Origin of the sequence: Mesorhizobium sp., assembly GCF_024509055.1 — a bacterium.
Taxonomy (GTDB): domain Bacteria; phylum Pseudomonadota; class Alphaproteobacteria; order Rhizobiales; family Rhizobiaceae; genus Mesorhizobium.
In genome coordinates this window covers 1-12634 of sequence record NZ_JANINM010000477.1, presented here as the reverse complement: position 1 = coordinate 12634, position 12634 = coordinate 1, and the positions used below count along the sequence as shown (strand labels likewise).

Here is a 12634-nt window from a genome sequence, read left to right as displayed (position 1 = left end):
AGCGCGCGCCGATGAAGCAATTGTCCTCGATGATGGTCGGGCCGGCCTGCATCGGTTCCAGCACGCCGCCGATGCCGACGCCGCCCGACAGATGCACGTTCTTGCCGATCTGGGCGCAGGAGCCGACAGAGGCCCAGGTGTCGACCATGGTGCCCGTATCGACGTAGGCGCCGACATTGACGAAGGACGGCATCAGCACGGCGCCCGGCGCGACATAGGCCGAGCGGCGCACGACCGAGGATGGCACGGCGCGGAAGCCCGCCTTCTCGAAATCGACGGCGCCCCAGCCTTCGAACTTGGATGGCACCTTGTCCCACCACACCGCCTCGCCCGGACCGCCCTTGATGATCTCCATCGGGTTCAAACGGAAGGAGAGCAGCACGGCTTTCTTCAGCCATTGGTTGACATGCCATTTGCCGTCGGCCTGGCGCTCGGCGACGCGGGCGGCGCCGCGGTCTAGCAGGTCGAGCGCCGACTGGATGGCGTCACGCGTTTCGCCGCGGGTCGCGGTCGAAATCGTGTCGCGTTCCTCGAATGCCTTTTCGATGGTCTTTTCGAGGCTCGCCAGATCGGGCTTCGACATGAATTTGCTCCATTACAAAGCTGTTAAGGGCTCAGCCTTAACCTGTTTTGAAATCGCGCGGACCCTATGTGAAGGCTTGGATAGGGTCAATCGCGGCTGCGTCACGGGACGACGCAAGTAAAGGAATTAGGACGGTGGATTCGATGACTCCCATGGAAAAGGCCGGCTGGACGCCGCTGCCGCATTCTGACGAGGATCTGGAGCGGTCCAAAAGCGTGCCGGACACGCCGCAGACGCGCGCCGACACTTATCGGCTGGCCTGGAACGATCCCGATTTCATGACCCGGCGCGAACTGCGCCCGGTGCGCCTGCAGCTGGAGCTGCTGAAGCCCGAAATGATCCTGGCCGAGCGCGGTATCCGTTCGACGGTCATCCTGTTCGGCGGCGCAAGGCTGCCCGAGCCGGGCGGCGTCGCCTGGGCGGCGAAGAACGAGACGCAGAAGAAGAACCTCGAGGAAAACAGCAAATACTACGAGGAAGCGCGCAAGTTCGCTCGCCTCTGCTCGCAGCAATCGGCAACCTCCTACTACCGCGAGTTCGTCGTTGTCACCGGCGGCGGGCCGGGTGTCATGGAGGCAGGCAATCGCGGCGCCGACGATGTCGGCGCGCCGTCGATCGGCCTCAACATCGTGCTGCCGCACGAGCAGGCGCCAAACGCCTATGTGACGCCCGAGCTCTGTTTCAACTTTCACTATTTCGCGATTCGCAAGATGCATTTCGTCATGCGCGCCAAGGCCGTCGCGGTGTTTCCCGGCGGCTTCGGCACGATGGACGAGTTCTTCGAAACGCTGACCCTGATCCAGACCGGACGCATGGAGCGCGTGCCGGTGATCCTGTTCGGCAAGGCGTTCTGGCAACGGGCGATCGATCTCGATTTCCTGGCCGAGCAGGGCACGATCTCGCCAGGCGACCAGGACATCATCGATTTCGTCGACACCGCCGACGAGGCCTGGGACATCATTCGCCGCTTCTACAATCTTTGAGCGGCGGCGGGTCGCCTAGAGCAATTCCAGGAAAAAGTGCGTAGCGGTTTTCCGTCCGGAATTGCGTAAAAACAAAGAGTTAGAGCTATTGAAGCTCCGCCAGCCAGCCGTTCGATTGCGCGAAACGCACGATGGCCGCCCGCGAACGGAGCTCGAGCTTGTCGGTCGCCCTGGTCCGGTAGGTTTCGATGGTCTTGATGCTTAGGTTGAGCCGCGAGGATATTTCCTTGTTGCTGTAGCCGAGCGCGACAAGCTGGATGACGGACCGCTCGCGATCGCTGAGGTTCCCCGGATCGCTCTGTACGCTATGGCGCGGGTTCAGCAATCGTGCGGCGAGCGCCGGATCGACATAGTTGTGGCCGGACGACACACATCTGATGGCCTGCAACAGATCCGTTGCCGTCGACCGTTTGACCACGAAACCCCTGGCGCCCGCTGCCAGCACCTGACGCAGGCAGCCGGGATCCTCATGCGCTGTCAACGCGATGCACCTGAGCTCGGGAAACCGTTCGACGAGCCGCTCGATGAGGGTTACGCCGTTTATACCGGGGAGCGAGATGTCGACCACCGCTATGTCGGGCAGAACCCTACCGATACCGACAAGCGCCTCATCGGCATTCGCCGCCAGTCCGACGATCGTCATATCATCCTGGCCTTCGATCATCGCCCCCACGCCGGAAAGCACGATCGGGTGGTCATCGACCACAAATATCCGCCTGCAGAACACCCTGGACCTCCATCAGTTCGTCTAAGGCACGTCTCGCGAAGAGAAGTTCCTCGTCCTTGATGATTTCGGCACTTGCCCATCGGCGGGGGACTTGTCGATTTGTGCAAGCCTGGGCGGCGTACCCAACTCGACATCCCCGCCTAACCCAATGAGCGAATTGTTAACCGCAACCGACCTTTCGGGATGTGGAACGCTTCACTCAGATCAATTTTACAAAAAATGCATCGCAGTTTTAAGAACCCCCCGTTTCCGTTCGAAATGCCTGCAGGCCATTGATTGGAGCAGCCGGGCGACTTCGGGACGATGAACTGTTCCCGGCTTTTCGCGTGACAGCACGGTTCGTCCCGGCACTTAACCGGCCAAAGGCACATCGGCGTAGATGGCGGTGCCCTTTCCCCTGGCTGTTTCGACCGACAACTCGCCTCCGATCAGGGCGAGCCGCTCCTTCATTCCAGCCAGCCCCAGATGCTGGGTGCCGTTTACGGAATCGCCGTCGAATCCACGGCCGTCATCCTCTATCGCAAGCCGCAGCCGGCTGTCCCGGATGTGGGCGGTGACGCTCACGCGACGGGGATGGGCATGCTTGCCGATGTTGGAAAGAGCCTCCTGCGCAACGCGATAGAGGGTCAGGGCGACCTCCGGCGTGAGCGGTCTCGAAAGCGCCGCGAGGTCCGCGTCGAACGGAACGCCAAGCTGCTCGCACAGCACGGTGGCCAGATCCTCGACGGAGGCGCGAAGCCCCAGGCGATCGAGATCGGCCGGCCGCAGGTTCCAGGCCGTGTCGTGCACCTTGGAGCTCAGCTGGTCGACGAGCATCGAGGCGCGCGCGAGGCGCACGTCCAATTCCAGGGATTCGGTGCGGATGTTGTGCAGTTCGAGCGCGACACTGGCCAGTATCTGGCCAAGGTCGTCATGCAGCTCACGCGACAGCCGCAGGCACTGTTCTTCCTGCACGGCAATCAGCCGCCGCGCGACGCTCGCTCGCGGAGCCTTCGAAGCGTCGTTCCTGGGGGTGCCGCGATCGGTTTGCATCGAGCCTCCGCTTTTCTTGCAGCCGCGAAGCGCTCGCCGTTCACGGATCGGTCAGAAAAGGCATGAAAATGCATTTCTCTCCTCAGTATACACTGGGCGCATGCCCCTGTGCCTGTCAGTTTTTTCCCGGTCGCCGGGGCTTTCCCTGACAAGGCCATCAGCTGAAAAACCGACACGACTTGCGGGTCAGCCCCAATGTCCGGGCGTCTTTTCTGCGCGCATCCTTTTTGCGTTATCGCGGCCATCTTCCCGCTGGCCGAGATGCTCAACTCAATCAAGGAGAACGTCATGAAAAAGCTCATCCTGGCCGCGGCGATTCTGTCGGCTCTGTCCGGTTCGGCATATGCATTTTCGATCGGCAGCGGCAATGGCAACGGTAACGGCAACGCCGGTATCGGCAACGGCAACGCGAACGGCAACGGCAACACCGGCGCCGTCAACGGCAATGGCAACGGTAACGGCAACGCCGGTATCGGCAACGGCAACGCGAACGGCAACGGCAACTGGGGCGGGTTCAGCGGCAACGCGAACGGCAACGGCAACCTCGGCCTCGGCAACGGCAACGTGAACGGCAACGGCAATGTCGGCCTCGGCAACGGCAACGTGAACGGCAACGGCAACTTCGGTATCGGCAACGGTAACGTGAACGGCAACGGCAACTTCGGCGCGTTCAGCGGCAATGGAAACGGCAACTTCAATCATTGACCGTTAGCGCCGCTGAGGATCGGGATCCCTGCAGTTTCGCCCCTAACCCCCGGCGACTCCGCAGGGCCCTGATTGCCCCACCGGGGATCCCGGTCCTCGCTTCTGTGATCAGTTCGAAGTGGTGTTTCGGGCACCTCTTCGAGCGCAGTTCTTCGGATACAGCTCAAGGGAGACCGACATGAAACGCTACATCACAGCCCTCACATGTCTGGCGTTGTGCGCACCGGTGTTGCTGCCGCCTCAATTCGGGGTAGGCCAGGTATTCGCCGGCACCGGCAATGGCAATGGCAACGGTAATGGCAATGTTGGCGCCGGCAACGGCAACAATAATGGCAATGGCAATACCGGCACGGCCAACGGCAACGGCAATGGCAACGGCAATTTCGGAAACGGCAACGGCAACGGCAACGGCAACGCCAATTCTGGAACCGGCAACGGCAACGCCAACGGCAACGGCAACGTGGGCATCGGCAACGGCAACGGCAACGGCAACCGCAATACCGGCACCCTCAATGGCAACGGCAACGGCAATGCCAATACCGGCATTGGGAACGGTAACCACAACGGCAACCGCAATACCGGATTCGGCAACGGCAACGGTAACGGCAACGGCAATACCGGCATCGCCAACGGCAACCACAATGGCAACCGCAATACCCGCACCGGCAATGGCAATGGCAATGGCAACGGCAATACCGGCATCGCCAACGGCAACCACAATGGCAACCGCAACACCGGCATCGCCAACGGGAACGGAAACGGCAACGGCAACGTCGGCTTCGGCAACGGCAACTACAACGGCAGCCACAATTTCGGTATCGCCAACGGCAACGCCAACGGCAACGGAACGCCGGATGCCAATGGCAACCTAGGCTATGGCAACACCGGCACCGGCAATATCGGCGCCTTCAACGGCAGCACCGGCAATGTCGGCGCCTTCAACGGCAACGGCAACACATCCCCCACGAGCGGCAACAACAACCTCGGCTCGTTCAATGGCAATTTCAACGGCGGGATGAATGACGGCAACGGCAACATCGGATCCGGCAACGGCAACTTCAACGGCAATTAGCAAGGTGGACGATGACCAACGGCAAATCAGCTCCCGTCATTTCGCTGCTGCTTGCTGTCGTATTGGCCGTCGCTTCCTCCTGCACCGGGGCCATGGCCGGCAGCGGCAATGGAAACGGTAACGGTAACGTCGGCAGCGGCAATGGCAACGGCAATACCGGAAACGGCAATGGAAACTCCAATGTCGGCAACGGCAATGGCAATGACAATTCCGGAAACGGCAATGGCAACTCCAACGTCGGCAACGACAATGGCAACGGCAATTCCGGAAACGACAATGGCAACCTCAATGTCGGCAACGGCAATGGCAATGACAATTCCGGAAATGGCAACGGCAACTCCGATGTCGGCAACGACAACGGCAACAGCAATTCCGGAAACGACAATGGTAACTCCGATGTCGGTAACGGCAACGGCAACAACAGTTCCGGAAACGGCAATGGCAACGCCATTGTCGGCAACGGCAGCCAATAGCATTGCAAAATGCTGAACCCTTCTGGGATCGCCGAGCCATGCGCTCGTCCCCCGCGCTAAGGCTATCGCGACCTTTCGCCGGCGATCCCAGTCTTTTTCAGCCAGGGCTATCCGTACGATGAACTCGCATGCAGGCGCGCCGCCCGCGAGCGTCGCGCTCAACGGCGGCGTGATGGCGTTCCGATCTGGATTCAGGCCGTGACTTCGACGATCGCGGTCAGGAAGTTGGCGAGGTCGTCGGTTACGAAATCGACGTCGTCCTCATTGGTGGGATCGCGTTCCCAGATCTCCGAGAAGGTCGGTTCGAAATTGCGCGGCACCACCAGCACCGTCGTCATGCCTAGCGATTTGGGCACGGCAAGGTTGCGCGCGAGATCCTCGAACATCACCGCATTGTGGCCGGTAACTGAATGCAGTTCGGCGAACCGCTCGTAGGTCTGCCGCGCCGGCTTGGGATTGAGACCCGCCGCGACGATGTCGAAGATGTCGTCGAAATGATCGAGTATGCCGAGCTGGCGCGCGGCGCGCTCGGCATGCTTGCGGTCGCCATTGGTGAAAATGAACTTGCGGCCGGGCAGCTGGCGGATGGCGGCGCCAAGCACCGGGTCCGGCACCAGCCAGGAATAGTCGATGTCATGCACTTTCTCGAGAAAATCGTCTGGATCGATGCCGTGGCGCGTCATCAATCCGTTCAGCGTCGTGCCATATTCCTGGTAGAGCTCTTTTTGCAGCTTGCGCGCATCCTCGCGCGACAGCGTGAGCAGCTCGCTGACATAGGCCGTCATCTTCACATCGATCTGCGCGAACAGATTCGAATGGTGCGGATAGAGCGTGTTGTCGAGGTCGAATACCCAGTCCGTGACATGGGCAAAACGGGCGGGGTCTGGTGTCGTTGTCATGGTTTCCTTATGGCATGCGCGGGCCGACTTTATCCACAACTTCCGCGCGACGGGAGAGGCGAAAATGGCGCCTCGTCTCAAATTTTAACCGTCTCCGAAAGGTCGCCTTCAGTGCTTGCTGGCACATAAGCAGTCCGTTGGGAGCAAGCGATGAATCGCATATTTTTGAAGTCGGCGGCCGTGGCGTTCGCTTCGGTCGCGGTGTCGCTTTTGTTGACGCTGATCGTGGTTCCGGCAATGGGCTTCCCGATCAGCCGCACCATATGGCTGACGTCGACGATTTGCCCGCTGATGCTAGCCTGGATCGCCAGCGTTGGAACCTTCTGGCAGAGCGACCGGTTGCAGAATGCGCATCGCGAACTTGCCCGCGCCCATGCGCAGCTTGCCGCCGCCCACCGGCGCCTCTCAGAAAAGGCAAGCCGCGACGACATGACGGGCATGCTCAACCGCGAGACCTTCTTCGCCGCGCTCGACGGCTCACGGCGCAAGTCGGACCGCGGCGCGTTGCTCATCATAGACGCCGACCACTTCAAGACCATCAACGACAATTTCGGCCATCTCACCGGCGATGACGCATTGCTTCTGATCGCCCGCGCCATCGAGCGCGGCGTGCGTGGCGGCGACGTGCTCGGCCGCATCGGAGGCGAGGAGTTCGCCGCGTTTCTGATCGGCGCCACCGAGCAGGAAGCGAGGCGCGTCGCCGAGCGCATCCGCCTTGAGGTGGAACTGATCCGTTTTCGTCCCGTCGACGAGCGGACCGTGCCGCTGACAGTCTCGATCGGCGGCATCACCTGCGGCGAAAGCTCAACCGTATCGGAATTGATGCGCGCCGCGGACCGTAGGCTCTATGAGGCCAAGCATCGCGGCCGCAACCTGTCCATCCTCGATCGCGACATATCGGAAGCAGCTTGACTGGCCGAAAGCGCGCCGCGCGGCCCTGTGCAAACGCGCGGCACTTCAAATGTTCTGGCCGCGGGGCCGGTGTTAAGGAATTGCTAACCCTCTCCCAATTCAACCGGGCCGCTCATCCGGTTGTAACTCGCTTTTCACGTTGGCCTGGCACGGAATTGGCTTTCCGGCTGGCATGTGTGCCGTTCCGGGAACGGCGTGCGTGGATCGAGGCCCTTCATCGAGAGACCCGTCATGAGCCAGTTCATCAAGAAAATGTCGCGCCGCGCGATCGTGCGCGCTCTGATCGCGCTGCCGGCGCTGTCGTTGTTGCGTAGCCAGCCGGCCGCCGCGGACCCCGAGGAGATTGTCGAGGTCAACGGCTGGATCCTGAAGCGGAGCGATCTCAAATGATCTTCGACAGCTACGAAGCCTACAGTCAGGCAGGCTTCAGGCCCAAGGTCTGCGTCCTCGGCTCCGGCCCGGCCGGCACCACGATCGCAAGGAAGCTTGGCGCCGCCGGCGTCCCGGTGGTCGTCCTGGAAGCCGGATCGCGCGAATTCAGCGACGACTCGCAGGACTTCTATCGCGGCAGCACGGTCGGAGATTACTATTTCGACCTCGACATCACGCGGCTGCGCTTCATGGGCGGCTCGTCAAACCACTGGGCGGGTTGGTGCCGGGTGCTCGACAAGCAGGATTTCGAACCCAAGGCCTGGGCGCCGGACACCGGCTGGCCGATCAGCCGTGCCGACATCGAGCCTTATCTCGGCGAGGTCCACGACATCCTCGAGCTTCCCGCCTTCCGGCCGGATGTGCCAGTTTCGGACGACATCCGCTGGGTGCAGCTAATCAAGAGCCCGGCCGTGCGCTTCGGCGAGAAATTCGCCGACGAGCTCGACAAGAGCAAGAATATCGCCGTCGTGCTCAACACCTATGCAACCGAGCTCACCGGCGACGGCAGGCGCGTCACCGGCGCCAGGCTGTGGTCGAACGGGCAGGACGCCGGCACCTTCGCGGCCGACTTTTTCGTCACCTGCACCGGTGGGCTGGAGAATTCCAGGCTGCTCCTGTGGTCGAACCGGCGCTCGAATGGCGGCGTCGTGCCGAACGCCTCGGCGCTTGGCCGCTACTGGATGGAGCACCCGACCTTCGAGGGCGGCAACGCCATCATGGCCGACTACGGCGAGTTCGAGGTGGACGCCTCGAACGAGGCTTTCTTCTCGCCCACGCTCACCGCGATGGAGCGGCTGCAGATCCTGAACTTCGGCATCCGCCTCATCGAGACGCCATATCCCGCGGTCAAACGGCTGATCGCGGATCTTGCCTGCACCGCGCCCGACATGGCGGAGTGGATGTCCTCGAAGCTCGACCAAAGGCTTCGCTGCGCGGCCCAGCTCTATGTCGCCTGGGAGCAGGCGCCGCTGGCCGCGAATCATATCGAGCTGTCGAAGACCGACGTCGACCATGCCGGCGTGCCGCGCATCGAGCTGCACTGGAAGAAGTCGCCGCTCGAACGACGCACACTGCTCGAGGGTTTGAGGCTGTTCGGCACCACGATGGCGCAGAAGAATCTGGGCCGCGTGCGCATCGCCGACTGGATCAGCAATGGCGACGACTACCCGACCAACGAGGAGACGGCCGGCCATCACCATATGGGCGGCACGCGCATGGGCACCGATGTCACCAAAAGCGTCGTCGACGCCGATTGCAAGGTGCACGGCATGGACAATCTCTATGTCGGCGGCTCGTCGGTGTTCTGCACCTCCGGGCAATGCAACCCGACGACGACCATCACTGCTCTCGCCTGCCGGCTGGGCGAGCACCTCGGCAAGGTGGTCGCCGTCTGAGATCGCTTTCAGATCGAGGGCCGTTCGAGCGGATTGAGATCGGCGCGATAGAAGGTCATCGCACGCGTCGTGCGCGAGCCGAAGCGGACGAAGAAGGGGATGATCAGGTCGCGCAGGAACAGACCCACCGGGCCGCTCACCTGCTTCTGCCGGCCGACGCGCCGGCTCGTGCGAACGATGTGCTCGACGCGCTCCTGCCTGAGCGACTGAAACGCGGCGAAGGCCTGTTGCGGCAAGGGTGCCGCGTCAAGGCAGGCCGCCAGCACCACCGCGTCCTCGATCGCCATCGACGCGCCCTGGCCGGCATGCGGCGAGACGGCGTGAGCGGCATCGCCCAGCAAAACGGTGGAGCTGTCGTGCCAGCGCGGCAGGTGGCCCATATCGAACACCGGGTAACCGCGTGGTATCTCGTCAACGGCGCCCACGATCTTGCGGACATCCTCGGGGTCGCCGGCATGCAGGTCGCGCACGGTGCTGGCGAGCCGCTCGGGATCGGGCCGCGCCAGCGCCGTTTCCTCGTCGAGCGGGAAGGAATCGAACCAGAACACCAGTCCGCCTTCCGCCTTGATGTAGCCGAAGAAGGCTTTGTCGCCGAACACCATGCGCATCAGGCCGCCAGTCGGCGCAATCCCCGGCAGGTCGATGACGCCGCCGGTGCCCAGCAGGCCGGTATATACCGGGTCGGGCGACCGAGGAAAGCAAAGGCGACGGGTGCGCGACCAGACGCCGTCGCAGCCGGCCACCCAGGCGGCGTCGGCCGCGACGCCATTGCCGAAGCCAAGCCGCACGCCATTTGGGCCTGTTGCGATCTCGTTGAGCGCGTGCCCGAAATGGAGTTTGGCGCCATGCGCCGCCGCCTCGTCGAGCAGCGCGCCGAGCAGGTCCGAGCGGCGCAGTGTGACGCTTTCGGCGCCGGCCCGCCGCATCGAGGCGCGCTCGTCGAGGCGCACGAGTTGGCGCCCAGTCGCGTTCATGATCTCGAAGCCGAGCGTTGGAATGCCGATCGCCGCAATGCGCTCGGCAAGCCCCAGGGCGCGCAGTGCGTTGATGCCGTTGGGCGCCAGCGTCAGGAAGGCGCCTTCCTTCAGCGCCTCGCGCGGCCGCGCCTCGAACAGGCTGACCGGGTGGCCCCGCCGGCGCATCAGCACGGCCAGCGCCAGTCCGGCGACGCCGGCGCCGATGATGGCGACCGGCAAGGTGTTTTGCGGCTGGACCATGGCTCAAAAGCCGAAGATGGCGATGCGCGCCAGAACGGCCGCGGCCGCCAGCGCCACCAGAAGGATGCCGAGGCCGATGGGCGAACCCCAGCCATACCATTCCATGGCCAGCTTGGCGTATTTGTATTCTTCGGCAGACGTCATCGGCGCGCGGGTGGAAGTCTCGAACATGGCATGTCTCCGTTTTGGCGGCCGCTTCTGTCCCTTGCGTTGCGGGAGGAGCAGCCGCATATTGCTATTCTCGTCTGAATGTTAGACAATTTGATAGTTAGATGATCGAAACAAATTCGTCAACCCCGACCCGTGATGAAATGACAAAGGCTGTCGGCCTGGCCGTCATGCGCTGGCAGGACGCCACGCAGGCCTATGATGAGGCAGTGGGCGCGCGGCTCGGGCTGATCGCGGCCGAGCGGCATTGCCTTGGGCTGCTCTATGCCGGACCCCAGTCGGCGGGCGCCGTGGCGGCGGCAACCGGTTTGACCCCGGCGGCGGTGACGGCCCTGATCGACCGGCTGGAGGCGCGCGGATACGTCACCCGGACGCGCAGCCTGGAGGACAGGCGCAAGGTGGTGATCGAGGCGACCGAGCTGACCAGGGAGCTTTCGGAGCGCTACTATGGCGCTATCGCGCGAGAGGGCGAGAAGGTGGTGGCGAGCTTCAACGATGTCGAGCTGGCGACTGTTCTGCGCTTCATCAACGCTGCGCTCGACCTGCAGAGCGAGCAACTGGCCAGGATCAAGGCTGAGCCCGACAACTCCTGATCCTCACAAATGCTCAAGGCGGGTTCAGTTGCTTTGCCGGCAACTGAACCGCCCCGAACGTCGGTTGGGCGAAAACCGACTTCAGAAAAGTACGTCGCGGTTTGGGCTCGGCGACTTCGCCGCAGCCTCCGTCCGGAATTGCGTAAACAACTCAGACCGTCGCCGGGTCGAGCGCCGGCTGGCCCTTGAAGCGCGTGACAATGCCGGCGAGGTCGGACGTGCCGAAGGCGTCGCGCAGCGCGTCGAAGGACGGCAGCACGAAATAGGCGCGCTGGAACTTGTCGATCTCGTAGCCGGTGCGCATCACCGTCTCGAGCTTGAACGGCACATGGTGCGCGTCCTTGCTCTCCACCGCGAATTGCAGCTCGGTGAAGGATGACATCAGTCCGGCGCCGAATGCCTTGAGCGGCTGGCCGGGCTCCTGGATGAGCCCGTATTCTGCGCTGTACCAGTAGAGCCGGGTGATCATCTCGTCACCACCGAGAGCGATGACGTCCTCGGCCTTTTGCCCGTACATCTGCATGAAATCGGCGAAAACCGGCTGGGTTAGGATCGGCACATGGCCGAAGAAGTCGTGGAACATGTCCGGCTCGACGATATAGTCGAGCTCGTCCCGCGTCCGCAGCCAGTTGGTCACCGGGAAGCGGCGGTTGGCGAGATGGTCGAAGAACGGGCCGGCCGGGATCAGCCCGGGCACGGCGACGATCTCCCATCCGGTCAGCTTGCTGAGCTTCTCGCTGACGGCATCGAAGTCCGGAATCCTGTCAAGCAGCCCTAGCGTGGCGACGCCGTCGAGATAGGAACGGTGCGCCAGTTTCTGCGTCAGCCTGGTCTGGCGGTCGCAAAGCGTGCGCCAGACGGCCTGTTCGTCGGCGGAATAGTCGTAATCCTGCGCCACTGTGAAATCGGCGCGGCAGACCGAATAGTCGCCGCGAAGGCCCTGCGCCGCGCAATCGCGGGCATAGTCGGCAACGCTGATGGTCATCATTTCCTCCTCGAGACGGTGATCCGCGGATCGTGACCGGCACTGTAGCGGCGGCGCGCGAGGCAATTCAGCCTCGTTTGTAGCCGGATCTCGCATTTTGAGGTAAGGCCTGCTCATGAATGCTGAATTGGGAGTGAATATGCCTCAGATCGACGAGTTTGAGATCAAGATGCTGGATATCCTGCAGCGCGATGGCCGCAAGCCGGTCTCCGAGCTGGCGCAGGAGATCGGCCTGTCGACCACGCCTTGCGCGCGCCGCTTCGAGGCGCTGCAGGGCGCGGGCATCATCAAGGGCTTTGCCGCGGTGCTCAGCCGCCGCGCCGTTGGCCTCATGGTCGAGGTTTTCATCCAGGTGCGGCTGGTGAGCCATAGCGACGGCTCGCCGGAAAGTTTCATCGCCGCCGTGCAGCGCATGGACGAGGTCTCGTCCTGCTGGACGATGACCGGCGACCACGATTT

General features: G+C 62.8%; 16 protein-coding genes. 8 read left to right on the top strand and 8 right to left on the bottom strand.

Annotated features, from left to right (window positions below):
- Positions 1-583 (bottom strand): 2,3,4,5-tetrahydropyridine-2,6-dicarboxylate N-succinyltransferase (locus Q0L57_RS27700; RefSeq protein WP_296746262.1); only part of this gene is annotated, 583 nt, incomplete at its 3' end.
- 143 nt (positions 584-726) lie between these two features.
- On the opposite strand from Q0L57_RS27700, the gene Q0L57_RS27695 reads away from it, so the two are divergent.
- Positions 727-1566, top strand: coding sequence for an LOG family protein (locus Q0L57_RS27695; protein WP_296746261.1), 840 nt, complete (start codon positions 727-729; stop codon positions 1564-1566).
- An 85-nt stretch (positions 1567-1651) separates the two neighbouring features.
- Here the strand turns inward: Q0L57_RS27695 and Q0L57_RS27690 are convergent, their stop codons facing one another.
- A complete protein-coding gene (locus tag Q0L57_RS27690) occupies positions 1652-2272 on the bottom strand; it encodes a response regulator transcription factor (RefSeq protein ID WP_296746260.1) in 621 nt (206 codons plus the stop codon).
- A 372-nt stretch (positions 2273-2644) separates the two neighbouring features.
- On the bottom strand, positions 2645-3325 hold the full coding sequence (locus tag Q0L57_RS27685) for a sensor histidine kinase (RefSeq protein ID WP_296746259.1): 681 nt from the start codon (positions 3323-3325) through the stop codon (positions 2645-2647).
- A 288-nt stretch (positions 3326-3613) separates the two neighbouring features.
- Here Q0L57_RS27685 and Q0L57_RS27680 point away from each other — a divergent pair, with 288 nt between their 5' ends.
- A complete protein-coding gene (locus tag Q0L57_RS27680) occupies positions 3614-4030 on the top strand; it encodes a hypothetical protein (RefSeq protein WP_296746258.1) in 417 nt (138 codons plus the stop codon).
- 178 nt (positions 4031-4208) lie between these two features.
- On the top strand, positions 4209-5102 hold the full coding sequence (locus tag Q0L57_RS27675; RefSeq protein WP_296746257.1) for a hypothetical protein: 894 nt from the start codon (positions 4209-4211) through the stop codon (positions 5100-5102).
- Between the two features lie 26 nt (positions 5103-5128).
- Here the strand turns inward: Q0L57_RS27675 and Q0L57_RS27670 are convergent, their stop codons facing one another.
- Entirely contained in the window at positions 5129-5737 is a 609-nt protein-coding gene (locus tag Q0L57_RS27670) for a hypothetical protein (protein ID WP_296746256.1), read from the bottom strand.
- Positions 5738-5766: 29 nt separating this feature from the next.
- The gene (locus tag Q0L57_RS27665; protein WP_296746255.1) at positions 5767-6474 is read right to left on the bottom strand and encodes a pyrimidine 5'-nucleotidase; all 708 of its coding nucleotides are present in this window, start codon (positions 6472-6474) and stop codon (positions 5767-5769) included.
- A 150-nt stretch (positions 6475-6624) separates the two neighbouring features.
- On the opposite strand from Q0L57_RS27665, the gene Q0L57_RS27660 reads away from it, so the two are divergent.
- The 3 genes from Q0L57_RS27660 (at position 6625) to Q0L57_RS27650 (ending at position 9212) form a co-directional block, all read left to right on the top strand.
- Complete coding sequence (locus Q0L57_RS27660) at positions 6625-7386, top strand: GGDEF domain-containing protein (RefSeq protein WP_296746254.1); 762 nt, start codon at positions 6625-6627, stop codon at positions 7384-7386.
- 231 nt (positions 7387-7617) lie between these two features.
- Positions 7618-7776 carry a hypothetical protein gene (locus tag Q0L57_RS27655; protein WP_296746253.1) on the top strand — a complete coding sequence of 53 codons (159 nt, stop codon included), beginning with the start codon at positions 7618-7620 and terminating at the stop codon, positions 7774-7776.
- Positions 7773-9212, top strand: coding sequence for a GMC family oxidoreductase (locus tag Q0L57_RS27650; RefSeq protein WP_296746252.1), 1440 nt, complete (start codon positions 7773-7775; stop codon positions 9210-9212). The genes Q0L57_RS27655 and Q0L57_RS27650 overlap by 4 nt, the downstream gene beginning before the upstream one ends.
- A gap of 8 nt (positions 9213-9220) precedes the next feature.
- Here the strand turns inward: Q0L57_RS27650 and Q0L57_RS27645 are convergent, their stop codons facing one another.
- The gene (locus tag Q0L57_RS27645) at positions 9221-10429 is read right to left on the bottom strand and encodes an NAD(P)/FAD-dependent oxidoreductase (RefSeq protein ID WP_296746251.1); all 1209 of its coding nucleotides are present in this window, start codon (positions 10427-10429) and stop codon (positions 9221-9223) included.
- A gap of 3 nt (positions 10430-10432) precedes the next feature.
- Positions 10433-10600 (bottom strand): hypothetical protein, encoded by a 168-nt coding sequence (locus Q0L57_RS27640; protein WP_296746250.1) that lies wholly within the window; start codon positions 10598-10600, stop codon positions 10433-10435.
- A gap of 101 nt (positions 10601-10701) precedes the next feature.
- Here Q0L57_RS27640 and Q0L57_RS27635 point away from each other — a divergent pair, with 101 nt between their 5' ends.
- Positions 10702-11190: a MarR family transcriptional regulator gene (locus tag Q0L57_RS27635; protein ID WP_296746249.1), complete on the top strand. Its 489-nt coding sequence runs from the start codon at positions 10702-10704 to the stop codon at positions 11188-11190.
- Between the two features lie 151 nt (positions 11191-11341).
- On the opposite strand, the gene phhA is transcribed toward Q0L57_RS27635, so the two are convergent.
- Complete coding sequence (gene phhA / locus Q0L57_RS27630; protein WP_296746248.1) at positions 11342-12178, bottom strand: phenylalanine 4-monooxygenase; 837 nt, start codon at positions 12176-12178, stop codon at positions 11342-11344.
- Positions 12179-12314: 136 nt separating this feature from the next.
- On the opposite strand from phhA, the gene Q0L57_RS27625 reads away from it, so the two are divergent.
- Positions 12315-12634: Lrp/AsnC family transcriptional regulator (locus tag Q0L57_RS27625; RefSeq protein WP_296746247.1), on the top strand; the 320-nt coding region annotated here is incomplete at its 3' end.